General features: G+C 39.8%; 19 protein-coding genes. 11 read left to right on the plus strand and 8 right to left on the minus strand.

What is annotated here, in order from left to right; translation table 11 throughout:
* The first annotated feature begins 372 nt into the window (after window positions 1-372).
* A complete protein-coding gene (locus G3T18_RS24660; protein WP_224413242.1) occupies window positions 373-516 on the plus strand; it encodes a hypothetical protein in 144 nt (47 codons plus the stop codon).
* A gap of 124 nt (window positions 517-640) precedes the next feature.
* On the opposite strand, the gene G3T18_RS24665 is transcribed toward G3T18_RS24660, so the two are convergent.
* From G3T18_RS24665 to sufB, 4 genes are all read right to left on the minus strand, one after another.
* On the minus strand, window positions 641-1,903 hold the full coding sequence (locus tag G3T18_RS24665) for a SufS family cysteine desulfurase (RefSeq protein WP_224413243.1): 1,263 nt from the start codon (window positions 1,901-1,903) through the stop codon (window positions 641-643).
* Window positions 1,904-1,992: 89 nt separating this feature from the next.
* Window positions 1,993-3,378, minus strand: a complete 1,386-nt coding sequence (gene sufD / locus G3T18_RS24670; RefSeq protein ID WP_224413244.1) for a Fe-S cluster assembly protein SufD — start codon at window positions 3,376-3,378, stop codon at window positions 1,993-1,995.
* The gene (gene sufC, locus G3T18_RS24675; protein WP_224413245.1) at window positions 3,378-4,166 is read right to left on the minus strand and encodes a Fe-S cluster assembly ATPase SufC; all 789 of its coding nucleotides are present in this window, start codon (window positions 4,164-4,166) and stop codon (window positions 3,378-3,380) included. Before sufC ends, sufD begins: the two co-directional genes overlap by 1 nt.
* Window positions 4,167-4,495: 329 nt before the next feature.
* Window positions 4,496-5,935: a Fe-S cluster assembly protein SufB gene (gene sufB, locus G3T18_RS24680; RefSeq protein WP_224413246.1), complete on the minus strand. Its 1,440-nt coding sequence runs from the start codon at window positions 5,933-5,935 to the stop codon at window positions 4,496-4,498.
* A 281-nt stretch (window positions 5,936-6,216) separates the two neighbouring features.
* On the opposite strand from sufB, the gene sufR reads away from it, so the two are divergent.
* The 5 genes from sufR to G3T18_RS24705 all read left to right on the plus strand — a co-directional run bounded on the left by sufR (window position 6,217) and on the right by G3T18_RS24705 (window position 9,473).
* The gene (gene sufR / locus G3T18_RS24685; protein ID WP_224413247.1) at window positions 6,217-6,876 is read left to right on the plus strand and encodes an iron-sulfur cluster biosynthesis transcriptional regulator SufR; all 660 of its coding nucleotides are present in this window, start codon (window positions 6,217-6,219) and stop codon (window positions 6,874-6,876) included.
* 93 nt (window positions 6,877-6,969) lie between these two features.
* Entirely contained in the window at window positions 6,970-7,233 is a 264-nt protein-coding gene (locus G3T18_RS24690; protein ID WP_224413248.1) for a hypothetical protein, read from the plus strand.
* Window positions 7,234-7,430: 197 nt separating this feature from the next.
* Window positions 7,431-7,622, plus strand: a complete 192-nt coding sequence (locus tag G3T18_RS24695; RefSeq protein WP_224413249.1) for a heavy-metal-associated domain-containing protein — start codon at window positions 7,431-7,433, stop codon at window positions 7,620-7,622.
* Window positions 7,623-8,158: 536 nt separating this feature from the next.
* Window positions 8,159-9,196 carry a GGDEF domain-containing protein gene (locus tag G3T18_RS24700; RefSeq protein ID WP_224413250.1) on the plus strand — a complete coding sequence of 346 codons (1,038 nt, stop codon included), beginning with the start codon at window positions 8,159-8,161 and terminating at the stop codon, window positions 9,194-9,196.
* A gap of 40 nt (window positions 9,197-9,236) precedes the next feature.
* Window positions 9,237-9,473: a hypothetical protein gene (locus G3T18_RS24705; protein ID WP_224413251.1), complete on the plus strand. Its 237-nt coding sequence runs from the start codon at window positions 9,237-9,239 to the stop codon at window positions 9,471-9,473.
* Between the two features lie 49 nt (window positions 9,474-9,522).
* Here the strand turns inward: G3T18_RS24705 and G3T18_RS24710 are convergent, their stop codons facing one another.
* Together G3T18_RS24710 and G3T18_RS24715 are read right to left on the minus strand one after the other, a co-directional pair.
* A complete protein-coding gene (locus G3T18_RS24710; protein ID WP_224413252.1) occupies window positions 9,523-10,062 on the minus strand; it encodes a GIY-YIG nuclease family protein in 540 nt (179 codons plus the stop codon).
* A 142-nt stretch (window positions 10,063-10,204) separates the two neighbouring features.
* Window positions 10,205-10,528 (minus strand): hypothetical protein, encoded by a 324-nt coding sequence (locus G3T18_RS24715; RefSeq protein ID WP_224413253.1) that lies wholly within the window; start codon window positions 10,526-10,528, stop codon window positions 10,205-10,207.
* 227 nt (window positions 10,529-10,755) lie between these two features.
* On the opposite strand from G3T18_RS24715, the gene G3T18_RS24720 reads away from it, so the two are divergent.
* The 5 genes from G3T18_RS24720 (at window position 10,756) to G3T18_RS24740 (ending at window position 16,268) form a co-directional block, all read left to right on the plus strand.
* Window positions 10,756-11,136, plus strand: coding sequence for a hypothetical protein (locus G3T18_RS24720; RefSeq protein WP_224413254.1), 381 nt, complete (start codon window positions 10,756-10,758; stop codon window positions 11,134-11,136).
* Window positions 11,137-11,292: 156 nt separating this feature from the next.
* A complete protein-coding gene (locus G3T18_RS24725) occupies window positions 11,293-13,707 on the plus strand; it encodes a GH116 family glycosyl hydrolase (protein WP_224413255.1) in 2,415 nt (804 codons plus the stop codon).
* Window positions 13,708-13,752: 45 nt separating this feature from the next.
* Window positions 13,753-14,256: a hypothetical protein gene (locus tag G3T18_RS24730; RefSeq protein WP_224413256.1), complete on the plus strand. Its 504-nt coding sequence runs from the start codon at window positions 13,753-13,755 to the stop codon at window positions 14,254-14,256.
* A 136-nt stretch (window positions 14,257-14,392) separates the two neighbouring features.
* Window positions 14,393-15,679 carry an AAA family ATPase gene (locus G3T18_RS24735; protein ID WP_224413257.1) on the plus strand — a complete coding sequence of 429 codons (1,287 nt, stop codon included), beginning with the start codon at window positions 14,393-14,395 and terminating at the stop codon, window positions 15,677-15,679.
* Window positions 15,672-16,268, plus strand: coding sequence for an RloB family protein (locus G3T18_RS24740; RefSeq protein WP_224413258.1), 597 nt, complete (start codon window positions 15,672-15,674; stop codon window positions 16,266-16,268). Before G3T18_RS24735 ends, G3T18_RS24740 begins: the two co-directional genes overlap by 8 nt.
* A gap of 109 nt (window positions 16,269-16,377) precedes the next feature.
* Here G3T18_RS24740 and G3T18_RS24745 read toward each other — a convergent pair whose 3' ends face one another.
* Window positions 16,378-16,746, minus strand: a complete 369-nt coding sequence (locus tag G3T18_RS24745; protein ID WP_224413259.1) for an aspartyl protease — start codon at window positions 16,744-16,746, stop codon at window positions 16,378-16,380.
* Complete coding sequence (locus G3T18_RS24750) at window positions 16,743-17,060, minus strand: hypothetical protein (protein ID WP_224413260.1); 318 nt, start codon at window positions 17,058-17,060, stop codon at window positions 16,743-16,745. Before G3T18_RS24750 ends, G3T18_RS24745 begins: the two co-directional genes overlap by 4 nt.
* Between the last annotated feature and the right edge of the window lie 48 nt (window positions 17,061-17,108).

Consider the following 17,108-nt stretch of genomic DNA (forward strand, 5'->3'; position numbering starts at 1 on the left):
GATCCAAGGTAAGTAGTAGGGGTCAAGCGAGGTCAATTCTTTAGCTATAGATTTAATATTATTAGTCATGTCTCTTCTCCCGATCGAGGCTAAAATCACAGTTCACGAACCTCCGATCGCCTTAATCCCGCATAGTCTTCGAGAATGATTTTTACCTGAGTTTCCTAGATCGCTACTTGTAATCGAAATCACTACGATTTCCACTTGTAATCACTGTAACAGGAGAACGGCGATCGCCACATTTTGTTGATAATTTTCACAATTTATTGACAAAATCAGTCACAGCGTTTACGAGCAAAAGACAGGATATTAAAGATAGCATCAAAGCTAATTTCCCAACATCTAGTCCCGTTGCTGTGGAGTTGAAAACCAATGACTTTACCAGAGAAGAAACTACTAGCAAAGATTATTATCTGGATTGTAGCAGAAATTTTGCTCAACCTCCTAGGCATGGACGACTTAGCAGACTATAGCGAGTACATCTTCGAGAAAGAAGTAATCGTTTTGAACGGCTAAACAAATTTTCCCAGATCTTAAATATAGCTTCCTAAAGGCAAAAACTTATTTTTTTTTCTATTACCTAAAAATTTAGTGGGCATTTGCTGATTATTTGCCCACTAATATATCTCTGGAAAATGTTTTACTCCATCATCCTGCTGAAGAAGTCAATTGTATCCTTTAAAGCGACAATGAAAGCATCAATTTCTTCGCGGGTATTGTAGAAGTATAAACTTGCTCTTGCTGTGCCGGAAACGCCTAAAATTCGGTGTAGGGGTTGGGTACAATGATGACCGGAACGAATTGCTACGCCTTCGTGGTCTAATAAGGTAGAAAGGTCGTTGGCATGAATATTTGGTATGGTAAATGAGGCTAGTGCAGCCCTACCTTTGCTGTCGGGAGTTAGTTGGGGTCCGTGGATTTTTATGTCGGGTATTTGCTTGAGTTTCTCGAACAAATAGGCGGTTAATTCTTCTTCGTAAGCATGAATTTTATCCATGCCGATATTACTAAGATAATCTACGGCTGCGCCGAGGGCGATCGCTTCGGCGATCGCTGGAGTCCCTGCTTCAAATTTGTGGGGTAGATCGGCGTAGGTGGAATAATCGAGAAATACTTCGGAAATCATCTCTCCCCCACCCAAAAATGGCGGCATTTCTCGCAATAAGTCTAGCTTTCCATACAAAAAACCAATCCCAGTTGGGGCGCACATTTTATGTCCTGATGCTACTAACCAGTCGCAATCCATTGCTCGAACATCTATAGGCATATGGGGGACACTTTGGCAAGCATCTATTAATATTTTGACATCTTTTTCTCGTGCCAATTTAATGATTTCTGAGACGGGATTTATACAACCGAGGGTATTAGAAACATGGACAACTGTAACCAGTTTGGTTTTGTCGGAAAGCAAAGATTTATAATGATCGAAATCAAATTCTTCACTCGCAGTTAATTGGACGTGCTTAATTACTGCACCTGTTTTTTGCGCTATGATTTGCCAGGGAACTAAATTACTGTGATGTTCCATTACTGTCGTAATAATTTCATCACCTGGTTTTAAACTATTTAATCCCCAACTATAAGCAACTAAATTAATTGCTTCGCTAGCATTGCGTGTAAAAACTATTTCATTTCGTGAAGCAGCATTGACAAAAGCAGCAACTTTATCTCTCGCTGCTTCATAACCTTCTGTTGCTCTAATGCTGAGAGCATGAGCGCCACGATGGACGTTAGCATTGTCATAATTGTAATAGTTACGCAACTTATCAACTACGGCTAAAGGCTTTTGAGAAGTTGCCGCATTATCAAAGTAAATTAACGGTTTGCCATGCACTTCCTGAGCTAAAATGGGGAAGTCAGCCCGAACTCGGTCAGCGATAGTTTTTTCTTGAATAAATGTCATTTTTATGGTAAAAATAAGCGATTGCTAAACCTGAAAAAAGTACAAAGAATGAAGTTAATTTTCAGACTTTGTACCTCATCTTTGCGACTTTAATCGGTTCTACAAGCGACGCATTGAGATAACCTATAACGCAAAGATTCAACGGGAATGCGCTCCAGAATTTCCGCAGCAAAAGCGTCAATTAATAAGTGACGCGCATCTGCTTCATTCAAGCCGCGACTGCGTAAATAAAAAACTTCTTCTGGTTCTAACTGACTAACAGTTGCACCGTGAGAACATTTTACATTATCGGCAGTAATTTGTAGCTCTGGTTTGGTATCAACGCGAGCTTTGTTAGATAAAAGTAAATTACGATTAAGTTGAGCTGCGTTTGTTTGTTGTGCTTCTCTGGGTACAAAAACTTTACCATTAAAGACAGCGCGGGAGCGATCGCCTAAAATACATTTATGCAGTTGATCTGTACTACCAAAAGGTTTAGTTAACGCGATCGCGCTATGAGTATCAGATAACTGCTCTCCATCCACCATTGTCAACCCATTAAGACGAGTTTCAGTTTGCTCGCCAGTCTGATAAACTTCCAGATTATGACGAGACAACTTTGCACCCAAATTAATCTCATTACAAGTGTAGCGACTAGCTCGTGCTTGGGCGATCGCTGTTTTCCCAATTTGAAATCCATCTCCCGACTCTCTTTGGTTGCGAGTATGATTCACCTCAGCATTTTCCTCTAGCCAAATTTCCGTCACTGCATTAGTAAAATAAGGACGATTTTGGGGAAAATCCGTGCAACCAGGTGTAGGAATTGCCGCATAATGTTCGACAATTTGTAAGCTAGAACTTTTTTCAGCTACTACCAAAGTCCGTGGTTGAGTTAAAATAGGATCCTTCTCAACCGCCGTTAAAAACAACAAATGGAGCGGCTTTTCTACAACTACATTTTCTCCAGCCCAAACAATCGCCACATCACCCAAACCAGCAGTATTTAACGCCGTAAAAACTTCTTTTGCTCCCTCTTGTTGTCCCAAATACTTAACAATTTCGTAACTTTGTTTTGTCGGCAAATCTGCTAAATTACCCACAAAAACACCTGTGGGCAATCCCGAAACATCCGACAACTCAGGAGCATAAAAGCCATTCACAAAGACTAACCGACTTTGCGCCGCTTCCGGCAATTGTAAACCCGCGATCGCTTCGGGATCGACACTTACTTTTCCAGCAGCTTGAAACTGAATTGCTAACAACTCCGACAAGTCAGTAAAGCGCCAATCCTCATCTTTTTTCTGAGGTAACTTTTGTTGCGCTACCCCATAAGCAGCAATTTGGCGCAACTCTTGCAACCAACCAGTAATTTCTGTTCTAAAAACCACTCTAGCCGCTTCACACTGCCTTAACAAATCACTCAGGTAACTATCAGCTTTCAACTCTTCTTGTGGTAGAGAAATCGGACTAGAAGTAGAAGGAACCGGAGTAGACATTAAACGCTTACCTCCGTAGCAAATTCTTCATCGATAAAATCATAGCCAGTGGTTTCTAATTCCAAAGCCAATTCTTTACCACCGCTCTTAACAATTCGTCCATCATACATCACATGAACAAAATCTGGCTCAATATAATTCAACATCCGTTGATAATGAGTAATTATCAGCATCGCATTATCCGGAGTTGCTAATTGATTCACACCATGAGAAACAATTTTTAGCGCATCGATATCCAAACCCGAATCAGTTTCATCTAAAATTGCTAAAGTTGGTTCGAGTAACGCCATCTGCAAAATCTCATTCCGCTTTTTCTCGCCACCAGAAAAACCTTCATTCAAACTACGCTCTAAAAAGCTGGGATTCATCTTCACCACATCCAGCTTTTCTTCGATCAAATCTTCAAAATCAAAAGCATCAAGTTCTTCTAAACCCTGATATTTCTGACGAGCATTATAAGCCACGCGCAGAAAATCTAAATTGCTCACTCCAGGAATTTCTATCGGATACTGAAAAGCCAAAAAAATACCTTTCAGCGCTCGTTCTTCTGGCTCCAATTCCAGGATATTCTCACCTTGATAAATTATCTCTCCACCTGTGACTTCGTAGTCAGGATGTCCAGCCAAAACCTTAGAAAAGGTACTTTTACCCGAACCATTACGCCCCATGATCGCGTGAATTTCCCCAGCTTTAATTTCCAGGTTGAAGCCTTTGAGGATTTTGTTTCCCTCAACTTCGGCGCTGAGATTTTTTACTGCTAAAATTACTTCGCTGTCTTCTCTAATCATTGGTTTTTGTTATTTCTCCATTCCCAAACATGAGCTTCACTCTTTGTCTTCTCAACAGTTCGTAGTGAGGACTTTAGTCCTCCTGCTTCGCGAGTTCGTAGTCAAGAATTTAGTCCTCTTTTTTAACAAGCTTGTAGTGAGAAATTTAGTCCTCCTGCTTCGCGAGTTCGTAGTCAAGAATTTAGTCATCCTTTTTTAACAAGCTTGTAGTGAGAAATTTAGTCCTCCTGCTTCGCGAGTTCGTAGTGAGGACTTCAGTCCTCATTCTCCAGCGCTATAGACGCGCAAAGCATGGCTTCAAAGCAGAGTAGCGCTGATTACAAATTGCCTTAGCCAACCGTATTTTCTAACTTCAAACTCAACAATTTATCCGCTTCGGCGGCGAATTCCATTGGTAATTCGTTGAGGACATCTTTACAGAAACCACTTACCAACATTGAAACCGCATCTTCTTCAGAAATACCTCTTTGAGCGAAGTAGAAAAGTTGATCTTCACCGATTTTAGCAGTAGAGGCTTCGTGTTCGACTTTTGCCGTATTATTATCTACTTGAATGTAAGGAAAGGTATTGGCTTCAGCAGTATCGCCAATTAGCATCGAGTCACACTGGGAGTAGTTGCGCGCACCTTTGGCTTTGGGTCCCATTTTCACCAAACCTCGGTAGCTATTTTGCGATTTTCCTGCCGAAATTCCTTTGGAAATAATCGTACTGCGGGTGTTTTTGCCGATGTGGATCATTTTGGTTCCAGTATCAGCTTGCTGTACGTTATTAGTCAACGCGATCGAGTAAAATTCACCGACAGAATTATCTCCTGCTAGGACGCAGCTTGGATATTTCCAGGTAATTGCCGAACCTGTTTCTACTTGCGTCCAAGAAATTTTCGAGTTTTTGCCTTTACACAAACCGCGCTTGGTGACAAAGTTGTAAATGCCACCTTTGCCGTTTTCGTCGCCAGCAAACCAGTTTTGTACTGTTGAATATTTAATTTCAGCGTTGTCGAGGGTGACTAATTCCACTACTGCCGCGTGTAACTGATTGGTATCGTACATTGGCGCGGTACAGCCTTCCAGATAGCTCACGGAGGAACCTTCTTCAGCGACAATTAAGGTACGCTCGAATTGTCCCGTGTCTCCAGAGTTGATGCGGAAGTAGGTAGATAATTCCATTGGACAGGTTACGCCTTTGGGAATGAAGACGAAGGAACCGTCGCTGAAGACTGCTGAGTTTAAGGCTGCAAAGTAGTTGTCTCCGACGGGAACTACGCTACCAAGGTATTTTTGCACCAGTTCGGGGTGTTCTTGTAAAGCTTCGGAGATCGAGCAAAAAATTACGCCTTCTTCGGCAAGTTTTTCTTTAAAGGTGGTGGCGATGGAAACGCTGTCGAAAATCGCATCGACGGCAACGTTACTCAGTCGCTTTTGTTCGGAGAGGGGAATACCTAATTTCTCGAAGGTTTCCAAGACTGCGGGATCGACTTCTTCGAGGCTATTAAGCTTTTCTTTCTGTTTTTTTGGCGCTGAGTAGTAGATAATATTCTGATAATCTATGGGAGGATAGTTAACGTGCGACCAGTTGGGTTCCTCCATTTTCAGCCATTGGCGATAAGCTTTCAGGCGGAACTCGAGCATGAATTCTGGCTCGTTTTTCTTGGCGGAAATTAAACGGATTACGTCCTCGTTTAGCCCGCGAGGAATGATGTCCGCTTCGATGTCGGTGACGAAGCCGTATTTATAGGGTTGATTGACTAAGGTTTTGACTGTAGAACTCATTTTAATCGCGTTCTCTGTTGTTGTTCTCTCTAAAGATGGCAGTTAGGTCTGTCAGACTACTATATAACTTAAACAACTTTTTTGTTGCTTAACTATATTTTACGTTACATTAACAACAAAGATGTTGTCAAAGTTAAGATCCTGGTAATTTCCCGAAACTTTTGCCAGCTATCCCCAATTAATTGACAAAATTTGTCTTTTATGGTAATAAATCTGGTTGGTTTATTGAGGAAATCCACCGATCTAGCTTTGACAGGAGTAGAACTACTCACACCCGAACGATGACAACTACAGAACATACTTCAACCAAACAAGATATCCTGCAATATTTACTCAAACGAGGTCAAGGGACGGCGGTTGAGTTAGCGGAGACTTTATCGATAACTCCTCAAGCTATTCGGCGTCATTTGAAAGATTTGGAGTTAGAAAATTTAATCGAATACGAGACAGTCCAGCAAGGGATGGGTCGTCCCCAACATATTTATCGGTTAAGTCGGACGGGACGCGATCGCTTTCCCAACCGCTATAGTGAATTTGCTGTTTCTTTTCTCGATACCCTTGCGGAAACCGCCGGAGAGGAACAGGTAAAAGCAGTTTTACGCAAGCAGTGGGAACGCAAAGCAGCTTATTACCGCGATCGTCTCGGTAAAGGTGGTTTAACACATCGTCTTGCTAACTTGGTCAAACTTAGGCAAGAAGAAGGCTATATGGCAGAATGGTTTCCGGTGGAAGCTAATGGATCTCGCGCTGCTGAAAAATATATCCTTTATGAGCATAATTGTGCTATTTCTGAGGTGGCGGAATCTTATCCTAGTGTCTGCGGACATGAGTTAGAAATGTTTGCCGCAGTTTTGCCTGATTGCCAAGTTGAACGGACTCAATGGCTTAATGAGGGAGAACATCACTGTGGCTATTTGATTCAAGCAAATCCCAGTAAATAATTTTAAGTATCATAAACAAGTAAATCTGTCAAGGAAAATTAAATTTCGATTTAAGCTACCAAAATCAAGAAGAAAACCTCGCGCACAAAGATTATGGCTCAACTACCACAACCAGGAAGCGAATTTTTAACTCCTGAAGAGTCAGCAGATGTAGACAAAGCGCTGCTGTCTTCTTCAGAAAAGTTTCTCACTCGTTTGACGATTTCTTCTTGGAGACTATTGAGAATCATTGCTGAAGATGCGGGTAAACCGATTGAAGAACTAACTTATCAGCAGATTATCGATTGGTTTGAGAAAGACGGAAAAGTACGCCGGGAACAAGGCGTTGATGCGGCTGTTCTCAAGTGGGAAGTGTAGGGGAGTGGGGATTTCAGTGAGCAGTTATCAGTGAACAGTTATCAGTTAGCAGTGAGCAGCTAGCAGTTAGCAGTTAGCGGTTAACAGTTATCAGTGAACCCAGTCCCCAATCACTCCACAGATATAAGCATAAATCCTCGTCCGAAAGGTATTATTATGACATTGGTATAATTATTGAAAGAAGTTCAATTTGGATAATGAAAATTAAGGTTCCGAGTATAGTTTGTCAGGGTTGTGTAGATACGATTACCAAAGAAATCAAGACTCACGAGCCAGAAGCTAAGGTAGAAGTAGATTTAGAAGGCAAAACTGTCACTGTTGATGAGACGAAAGCTTCGGAAGAGTCGATCAAACAGATGATTACCGCAGTTGGTCATACTGTGGAATAGGTTAAGAAAAAGACTACTTTTCCTGAAGTTGGCTGAGTAGCGTCGAAAAATTGGCTGGATTCTAGGAATTTTTCGGTTTAAAATGGGACTATACTAGAAATCCAGCCGTTTTGCTGGCTACGAGCAACTAGGTACTATTACCCAGTTTGCTTGAAGCGATCGTATTATTGAATAAAGAAGCTATATTATTCCTTCTCAAAGCCCTTTTAGCTCTTTATGGCGGCTACTCTGGGAAAAGGGTAGTCCAACAAGAAGATCTTAGAGTTTGGCAGTAATTTTGCCAGCACAATTAGCTCTATTAGCTTGATTTTGGTGCATCCTCCACAAATATTACGTTTATAGGTTTGAGTTTAGGTCGAACTTAAACCAAACTTATTGTTTAGAATTTCGATCTAAAACCAAGAGACAAATTTCACAAAATCTTTACTAAAAATTAACATTTTGTGAATTTTTAGTAAAGATGCCAGTAATTTATTTCTTTACTTGAGGAATTATCTTATTCCTAACTGTAGCAGCCGTAGAGGAGGAGTCAAAGGGTGAATTTAACCTGTTTTCAGGATGCTATCTTAAATAATTCCTCTCTGAAAGAGGAGAGTTTATATTTGTCCAGACTACAGGCAATAATGGACAATGTTTTGGTAATTGGAGGTGAGAATTTTCTCGCTACCCTTTGGCTTGAAAATATTCGTTATGCAAAAGTTGTAGCTACAGAGATAACTTACCGGGCGCAACTACTTGAATTTACTGAAATACATCAACCGAAAGTATTAATTATTGATGCTAGTTATCCGATTATTCTTGGTTGGTATAACGAGCTTAAACAATTTTCTCAGTTTCCGTACATTTATTGTCTGGCGATCGCTCAAGAAAATTCCGATTCGCCCAGGGAGATTGTCTCTCAACTATCCAGAGAGGCTGAAGCTTTGGAAAATGGTGCAGACGTTTATTTAAGACTAAAGCGATCTTCGGTGGCTACTGAAGCCCAAAGACGGCTTCTAGAAGCGCAAATTAAAGTGGGGTTGCGCCAGGTGGAAAAATATCGAGAACTTTTGCAGACAAATGATTATTTGTCGAGTATGGCTTTTGCCGATCCTTTGACGCAAATTAGTAATCGCCGTGCTTTAGAATGGGAGTTACCCCGACAAATCGAAAATGCTCGCAACCAACAGATTCCCTTAAGTTTGCTGATTTTAGATGTAGATTACTTTAAGTCGGTTAACGACAATCACGGTCATTTAGTTGGCGATCGCGTTCTTCAGTTACTGACTACTCGCCTGAAACATCATTTACGAGTTCAAGATACCATTTTTCGCTATGGAGGGGAAGAATTTGTCGTTTTGCTCAAACAAGCAGACGCACCTACAGCTTACGCGATCGCCGAACGCTTGCGTCAAGTTATCTGCGACCAAGCTTTTCAAATTGACCGAAATTTATCTCTTCTAGTTACTATCAGTATAGGAGTTTCTACCTTAACTGCGACAGACGATCCCGAAGGATTTGACTTACTCAAAAGAGCTGATGATAATCTTATTCGAGCCAAATCTACAGGTCGCAATCAGGCGATCGGTCAGTAAGTTAACCAGTTAATTGTCTCAATTGTACGGGGATTTATTTATGAATTCCAATTCCCAAAAAAAGCTACTTCAGGGAAAAGCAATTTACTATCGCAATTGGTTAATTAAAACTAAGGTGATTAATGGTAAACTGTGGTTACGCTGGCAGCATCCAGCCGAAAATTTTCCCCGTTATAGTTATCCGGTAGGCGAACGAGGACTTTCAGATACTATTCGTTACGTTCGCTTGCTAATTGACTTGGCAATTACCTTGGAACAAGGGGCAACTGATGACTAATTATACCACAATAATTGCTGTTTGACAACTTTTTTTTATCAACAAATTATTATTTTAGATCGAGTAAACCTTGTTCTTTTAGTTTCGGATTAAAACGAGTTTCCATTTGGACATTTCGAGACTTCAATTGTTCTAAAATCTCGGCTTCTAATCGTCGCGCAACGTTTTTCAATAACTTAATTTTTTTGATGTCTTCAGCTTGCTGATATGCTTCTTTTTCTTCCTCAGTCATGGTTACTTTAGCGTCAATTGGTTGATTCCAGTTTGCTTCGTCGCTACCATTACCAACAGGAAGAGAGTTATTTTCCGCAATCCAGCGATCGCGGATTTCTTCTAAAAATGTTCGACGCGGACGTTCAATTGTTAATATTTTCAGCCAATAGCATTTTTGAATTTGGCGCACCAAATGCTGTTTTAAACTAAGATAAATATCGCGAGAATAGCCTACATACTGTAAAATTTTGTTTTCATCAAAAATCGCATATACGCCAATTTTACCGGGCAATTCTTCAGAAATTTGACCATTTTCGTTCAAGTAAGGAAGATATTCTAAACTTGCTAGCGTAGGAATTTCCGTTTGAGTATTCATGGTAATCATTAATTAAAGATTGGGATTTTTTTGAGTTGATTTTTTAGTAATTTTTCTAGCTAAATCTGATAATTGACAAAATGACTAACTACAAAGCAAATTTTCGAGGATTTTGTTTTGTCAAGAAAACCAGAGATTTTAATTAAGCCAGTTTGCGATAAATAGCACAAAGACGACTAGGCTTAAATATTTTACATTGAAACATCAGATTTGGGGGCACATTCACGATCGCATAATCTTCATTATTGTAATAACTTTCCAATTCAGCAGGCATTCCTTTAGGAGTGCTAATACTGTAAGGAACAGGTTGAAAAAGTAATTCAGTAAATTCTAATTTTTCTGCCTTGACTTGCTGACAAATTTGCTGTATAAACTTCTCATTTTTCAAGAAAGTAAAAAGAGTTTCTTGAGTTTCTGAGGGAAGGGTAAAACTCCCATCAAAATTTTCAACAATTTTGAGAGCCATTGCTAATTTGGGAAATAAAGGACTAACTTTAGCAATGATACCTGAGAGAGTAGGGGATATTGAAACAACTAGAGCCAAATTTGTAAAAATATTTAATATTTATGACTTGCGATTGATGATTGAGTAGATCGAAGCCTTATTATAGTATGCGCTTTCGTATTTGTTAAATTTGGAAAAGTTTCTTTAGATAGACAGCGAGATCCCAAAATACCTTTAAAGTAAAAATTATGATTGAACTGACAACAATTTGGGAATTTTCCCGCAACCACTGCGCGGCAATTTGCGCTTTCCTCGTACCAGCAATACTGCTGGCAACTTTACAAACCTTAATCTTGCTCTTTCTCAAGCGAGATCCAACTCAAGTCCGTCTTTGTGCAACTTTAGCATCCGGCTTGGCTGTAGTAATGTATACTCACGTTGGAACTTGGTTAGCGATTGGGGTAGTGATGGCTCCTACCTTTATTTTGGTAGGATTAGCAACTGTAACTCTAGGAATCAATCTTTGGGCGAGTACCTATCCCGATAATGTAGTAGAGAAAAGTACCCAGATAATAGGTAACTTATCTACAGCCGTGATGTGCAGAGGAGGAAAGAGTATCATCAGGTAAAGCCAAACCTCATCGATGGTAGAAAGGAAAAATCAGCGATCGCGCCAGTTTCCTTAATCTACCTCACTCTAACTCAGTTTCTCAGTTTCTCTAGCAAAACAGAGAATTTTCTGCAAGTCCTAGTGTAAGTAGCAGGAAAACTTTACAATTTAAAGCATGAAGTACCAAATTCCTCGTCCTTTGATTCCTGCTTGCACTTGGAAGCGTCCCATCGGTCTTGGTTGGGACAAACCTTATACTGTACGCTACAGTAGTAACCTAGATGACGGACCTTGGCATGGAATGCCATTAGGTGGTTTAGGTGCGGGTTGCATTGGGCGAGATTCGCGAGGTAATTTTAATCTATGGCATCTGGATGGCGGCGAACACATTTTTCGCAATCTTCCTGCTTGTCAGTTTAGCGTGTTCGAGCAACCAGAAGGCGGCAAAGCCCAAGCTTATGCCATGTCTACCGCAGCGCCTGAAGATGGTAGTTTATCAAGTTGGTTATGGTATCCTCCAGAAAAGGGAACTTATCACGCCCTTTATCCGCGCAGTTGGTTTGAATATGAGGGCGTATTTAAATCAGAGTTAATTTGCGAACAGTTTTCACCGATTTGGGCAGGATCTTATCAAGAATCTAGTTATCCGGTAGCAGTTTTTGAGTGGACGATACACAATCCCACCGACTCGCCGATTACTATGAGTATCATGTTTTCCTGGCAAAATGCGGTAGGTTGGTTTACCAATGCGATTAAAAGCCCCGAAGTAAGGGTGAGAGACGATGGTAGCCCAGTATATGACTATCAGCCGCGTTGGGGAGATAGTACGGGTAACTTCAATCAATGGATTACGGATAATTTTCGCGTCGGCTGCTTATTTAATCGAGTACGTCCCCATACAGATTTAAGGGAAGGTGAAGGACAAATGGCGATCGCCAGTATCACTAACCCTAGTTTAGAGGTTTTCTATCAAACTCGCTGGAATCCTCACGGTGATGGCAGCGACATCTGGGATTATTTTGCCATGAATGGTTCTCTTCCAGATTATCAGGATGAAACCCCCGCCGAACCAGGAGAACAAATCGCCGCAGCAATGGCAATTCGCTTGACAATTCGTCCCGGAAGAACTCGCAAAATACCTTTTATTCTCGCTTGGGATTTCCCAATTACTGAATTTGCCCCCGGTGTCACTTATTATCGTCGTCATACCGACTTTTTCGCCCGTACAGGTAATAATGCTTGGACTGTTGTCCGTACTGCCCTCAAGCATAGCGATCTTTGGCAAGAAAAGATTGCCAATTGGCAAAATCCGATTTTGAGACGGGCAGATGTGCCAGATTGGTTGAAAATGGCACTGTTTAATGAGTTATATTTATTTGCAGATGGCGGTACTTTGTGGACGGCAGCAACAGAAAATGACCCGGTAGGACAGTTTGGGATTTTAGAATGTTTGGATTATCGTTGGTATGAAAGTTTAGATGTGCGGTTGTATGGTTCATTTGCTTTAGCAATGCTATTTCCGAGATTGGATAAAGCGGTGTTAGAAGCATTTGCGCGGGCAATTCCTACAAGTGACGACACAACTCGAATTATTGGTTATAATCAAGCAACGGCGATTCGCAAAGCCGCAGGTGCAACCCCTCACGATCTTGGTGCGCCAAACGAGCATCCGTGGGAGAAAACTAATTATACTAGTTATCAAGATTGCAATCAGTGGAAAGATTTAGGTAGTGATTTTGTTTTGCAAGTATATCGAGATTATCTGTTAACTGGTGCGGAAGATACCGAGTTTTTGTGGGAATGTTGGGCTGCAATTACGCAGACTTTGGCTTATTTGCAAGCATTCGATTTAGATGGAGATGGAATTCCGGAGAATTCCGGCGCACCGGATCAAACCTTTGACGATTGGCAATTACGTGGTATAAGTGCTTATTGTGGAGGATTGTGGATTGCAGCCTTAGAAGCAGCTAGCGCGATCGCCGAAATTTTACTCATTAATCCGCCTTTAAATCCTCAACTGCAACCAGAAAATTATCCTCAGTCTGTAGAAGAATATCTCGCTACTTACAAATCTTGGTTAGCAGCAGCCAGATCGATTTATCAAGAAACACTTTGGAACGGAAAATATTATCGCCTCGACAGCGAAAGTGGTTCCGATGTTGTCATGGCAGATCAACTCTGCGGTCAATTTTATACCACTTTATTAAACTTACCTGACGTGGTGAAAAAAGAATATGCCCAAACAACTTTAAAAACCATTTATGAAGCTTGTTTCCTCAACTTTCACGCAGGCAAATATGGTGCAGCAAATGGAGTTAAACCCGACGGTTCCCCAGAAAACCCCAATGCAAGTCATCCCCTCGAAGTTTGGATCGGAATTAACTTTGGTTTAGCCGCATTTATGTTACAATTAGGAATGAAAAAAGAGGCTTTTCAATTAGCAGAAACCGTAGTCAAACAAGTATATGAAAACGGCTTACAATTTCGTACCCCAGAAGCAATAACTGCCACGGGAACATTCCGTGCTAGTCACTATTTACGCGCGATGGGTATTTGGGCAATTTATGGTGTTTTGACCGAGTTCAAGTAGAACTAATAGGCTAAGGTAAGATAAATTCTTATCAGGATAAAAGTTATGCTTAAACAGCAGTACGCAGAAAACGATCGTCAACTATGGCAGCAGGTTTTTACAACTGAAATTAACTACATTGAAAAACGTCAACAATTTCTTAATAATTGTACGAATAGAGTAGCACTAATTCGCCAAGCCATTCACAATCCTGCATCAAGAGGTACAGCTTTGCGCTTGGTAGAGTATTTAAAGCTAGAAGAAATACAACTGTTATTCGATGATTTACTTGAACTTGCTTCGGTTTCTCACTCAGATATTCAACTATGCCGAGAAGCAATTCTTTTGCTTCCCAAAAAGTGGCTTGTAGCCAATATAGAAAAAAGTGCCGCACCTTTGCTTATTGAGGGAACAGATGAAGAATACAGACGGCTACTTGAGTTATATATCGAAATTGACTGGGATTTAACTTATAAACTTGCTACTAAGGCTTTAAACCATGAAGATATAGATATTCGCGAAGCAGGTGAAGATTTTCTGAGCTACTTACATTCTGAGGGAAAAAGTTGAAGATTGTCTCGTTCCCTGGAGGCTCTTAGTGGCTGATTTCAAATTTCAGCAAAATTTTCCGCCAATCGCTGCTAATCTTAAAATATATATCTGTGATTTTTCCACAATTTTCGCTTTTAAGCTGAAACTCTAAGCCATGCTTATCGAATTTAGTATTGGTAACTACCGATCTTTTAAAGAGCCAGTCACCTTTAGTATGGTGGCAGCTAACCTCGTCGCTAAAGAGAAAAAGCTCGATGAAAATAATCTTTTTGCCGTAGACAAGGAATTAAAATTGCTTAAAAGTGCTGCTATATATGGAGCCAATGCTAGTGGTAAAAGTAATCTAATCAAAGCCTTAAACTTCATGAAATGGTTGATGGTTAATTCATCTAAAAATACTCAAAGTACAGAGGAAATAGAGACAGAACCTTTTCGACTGAGTACCGAGACAGAAACAAAACCATCTTACTTTGAGTTAGTATTTATCATGAATGGGCAAAAATATAGGTATGGATTTGAAGCAACCCGAAAAAGAGTGACATCTGAATGGCTATTTTACGTCCCTAAGAGCAGGGAGACAATGCTATTTGAACGCGAACTTGACACTATTAAAACTTCTAAAAAGTACAATGCCGATGGGATTCAGCAAAAGACTAGAAATAACGCACTTTTTCTCTCTGTTTCGGCTCAATTTAATGTGGAACTAGCAGAGCAAATTTTATATTGGGTTACTGACAAATTGAATATCATTTCTGGTTTACACGACCAAACATACTTAAATTATACAGTTAGGTGTTTACTCGGCAACAAAAATAGAAATGACATTATTCAGTTAATCAAAAAATTGGATTTAGGAATTAATGAAATACAAGTCGAACAGGTAGATTTTACGAGTGATTCTCTACCTAAAGAAATCCCAGATGAACTTAAGAAACTCATTGTTAAAACAGAAGGAGGTAGGGCAACTTCAATAAAAACTATACACCGAAAATTTGATGAGAAGGGAAACTATCAGTCACTCGAAGAGTTTAATTTAAGAAGTAATGAATCTGAAGGAACACAAAAAGTTTTTGCCTTAGCGGGTCCACTGATAACCGCTCTCAAAGAGGGAGAAGTTCTGATTATTGACGAGTTTGATACAAGGCTTCATCCTCTAATTAGTTTGGCAATTGTTGAATTATTTAATTCTCAAGAAACAAATCCAAATAATGCTCAACTAATCTTTGTAACTCATGATACTAATTTGCTCAGTAATAAAATTTTTCGTAGAGATCAGGTTTGGTTCACTGAAAAAAATAGATATGGTGCAACCGATTTATATTCTCTAGCAGAGTACAAAATACGCAATGATGCTTCATTTGAGAGTGATTATATTAAAGGCAAATATGGTGCAATTCCATACATTGGAAACTTGAATCATTTAATTGACTCTCATGGCTAAAAGAAAGAAGCATTCTCGTGGATATTCGCCTAGGAAAGTTAATAATCGAGAAGTTAAGCAAAGATTCTTGATTGTTTGTGAAGGAGAGAAAACTGAGCCTAATTATTTTAGGAGTTTTCGAGTTCCTAAAAAAGTTATAAATGTTAAAGGATTGGGAAAAAACCCTAGTAAATTAGTTAATCGTGCGAAAGAATTGCAAGAGCAAGAAGATTACGATCGCGTATGGTGCGTTTTCGATCGAGATTCTTGGACTGTAGAAGATTTTAATAACGCGATCGCAAATGCTAAAAATGAGTGTATTGAAGTAGCTTATTCTAATGAAGCATTTGAATTATGGTACGTTTTGCACTTTGAGTTTCTCAATACTGGTATTCCCAGAAAAGATTATATTAAAAAATTGAATTCTCTCCTTAAACAGACGTATCATAAAAATAGCGAAACAATTTATGATGAGTTATTTGACAAACAAGCTATTGCTATTAAAAATGCTACAAATTTACTTAAACAATACGAGCCTCCCAATCCTTCTCAAGATAATCCGTCTACCACTGTGCATTTGTTAGTGCAAGAACTAAACAAATCTATTTAACTTCAAAAAAGCTGACTTTAGTCACCTGTGTTTGAAATTCTTCAATTCGCTTTCGCTTTGTTCAAGAGGAAATTAATAATTTGGAAAGGAAAAAAACGATCGCTCGCTCTTACCCCAGTGTCAACTCTCCTGTAGGAAAATCTACTACTAATCGCTTTCTTCTCAACCACTGTAAACCCAACAAAACTTCGGGAATTCCTTCACTAGCGTGGACTGGAATTATAAACTCTCTTCTATCTATCACCACTTTTCCTTCATACAAATCAAAAAATTCTTCTCCTCGTACTGTCTGCATTGAGCGACTAAACTCCATCACTAACCAACCTAAACTTTCTGCATCCTGAATATTAACTGCTAACCAACCTGTAGTAAAACCTGTATCCAGTAAGCCATCAACGATAATACTTTCTGCATCAATGCTAATTAAGTCGAGGGGAAAAAACAATTCTCCTGCATTACCAAAACTACCAGAAATCATATTTTCCCACAGGTTCCTGTTTCGTTAACCTGGAAAATTACCATCCACATATTCGCATATTTTTGACGAGCTTTTTCCATAGCAATATTTTCATCAAGATCGAGAAAATAATCGCCACTATTTGGTTCAATAACGACAAACCAATTAGCTTTATTCTCTTTTAATTCTGGATAGATTTTCTCAAAAATTTCCCGACAACGTTGACCGCGTTTATTTCGTTCGTCTTTGCGTCTAGCTAACTCTTCGGGAGAAATAGTGTTTTCTGGGAAGATTCTGCCGCGACGAGCATTTATTTGCGAGGATAATCCTGTCATTACGAAATCCTGAATTTAGTATAGTTATATTTTACTGTAATTTATCTA

The sequence above is a fragment of the Oscillatoria salina IIICB1 genome, from assembly GCF_020144665.1.
Taxonomy (GTDB): domain Bacteria; phylum Cyanobacteriota; class Cyanobacteriia; order Cyanobacteriales; family SIO1D9; genus IIICB1.

Excerpts from the sequence above, each read along its gene's own strand:
- G3T18_RS24660 (WP_224413242.1), top strand. The coding sequence starts at position 373 with ATGACTTTACCAGAGAAGAAACTACTAGCAAAGATTATTATCTGGATT.
- G3T18_RS24665 (WP_224413243.1), bottom strand. The coding sequence starts at position 1,903 with ATGACATTTATTCAAGAAAAAACTATCGCTGACCGAGTTCGGGCTGAC.
- sufD (WP_224413244.1), bottom strand. The coding sequence starts at position 3,378 with ATGTCTACTCCGGTTCCTTCTACTTCTAGTCCGATTTCTCTACCACAA.
- sufC (WP_224413245.1), bottom strand. The coding sequence starts at position 4,166 with ATGATTAGAGAAGACAGCGAAGTAATTTTAGCAGTAAAAAATCTCAGC.
- sufB (WP_224413246.1), bottom strand. The coding sequence starts at position 5,935 with ATGAGTTCTACAGTCAAAACCTTAGTCAATCAACCCTATAAATACGGC.
- sufR (WP_224413247.1), top strand. The coding sequence starts at position 6,217 with ATGACAACTACAGAACATACTTCAACCAAACAAGATATCCTGCAATAT.
- G3T18_RS24690 (WP_224413248.1), top strand. The coding sequence starts at position 6,970 with ATGGCTCAACTACCACAACCAGGAAGCGAATTTTTAACTCCTGAAGAG.
- G3T18_RS24695 (WP_224413249.1), top strand. The coding sequence starts at position 7,431 with ATGAAAATTAAGGTTCCGAGTATAGTTTGTCAGGGTTGTGTAGATACG.
- G3T18_RS24705 (WP_224413251.1), top strand. The coding sequence starts at position 9,237 with ATGAATTCCAATTCCCAAAAAAAGCTACTTCAGGGAAAAGCAATTTAC.
- G3T18_RS24710 (WP_224413252.1), bottom strand. The coding sequence starts at position 10,062 with ATGAATACTCAAACGGAAATTCCTACGCTAGCAAGTTTAGAATATCTT.
- G3T18_RS24715 (WP_224413253.1), bottom strand. The coding sequence starts at position 10,528 with ATGGCTCTCAAAATTGTTGAAAATTTTGATGGGAGTTTTACCCTTCCC.
- G3T18_RS24720 (WP_224413254.1), top strand. The coding sequence starts at position 10,756 with ATGATTGAACTGACAACAATTTGGGAATTTTCCCGCAACCACTGCGCG.
- G3T18_RS24725 (WP_224413255.1), top strand. The coding sequence starts at position 11,293 with ATGAAGTACCAAATTCCTCGTCCTTTGATTCCTGCTTGCACTTGGAAG.
- G3T18_RS24730 (WP_224413256.1), top strand. The coding sequence starts at position 13,753 with ATGCTTAAACAGCAGTACGCAGAAAACGATCGTCAACTATGGCAGCAG.
- G3T18_RS24735 (WP_224413257.1), top strand. The coding sequence starts at position 14,393 with ATGCTTATCGAATTTAGTATTGGTAACTACCGATCTTTTAAAGAGCCA.
- G3T18_RS24740 (WP_224413258.1), top strand. The coding sequence starts at position 15,672 with ATGGCTAAAAGAAAGAAGCATTCTCGTGGATATTCGCCTAGGAAAGTT.
- G3T18_RS24745 (WP_224413259.1), bottom strand. The coding sequence starts at position 16,746 with ATGATTTCTGGTAGTTTTGGTAATGCAGGAGAATTGTTTTTTCCCCTC.
- G3T18_RS24750 (WP_224413260.1), bottom strand. The coding sequence starts at position 17,060 with ATGACAGGATTATCCTCGCAAATAAATGCTCGTCGCGGCAGAATCTTC.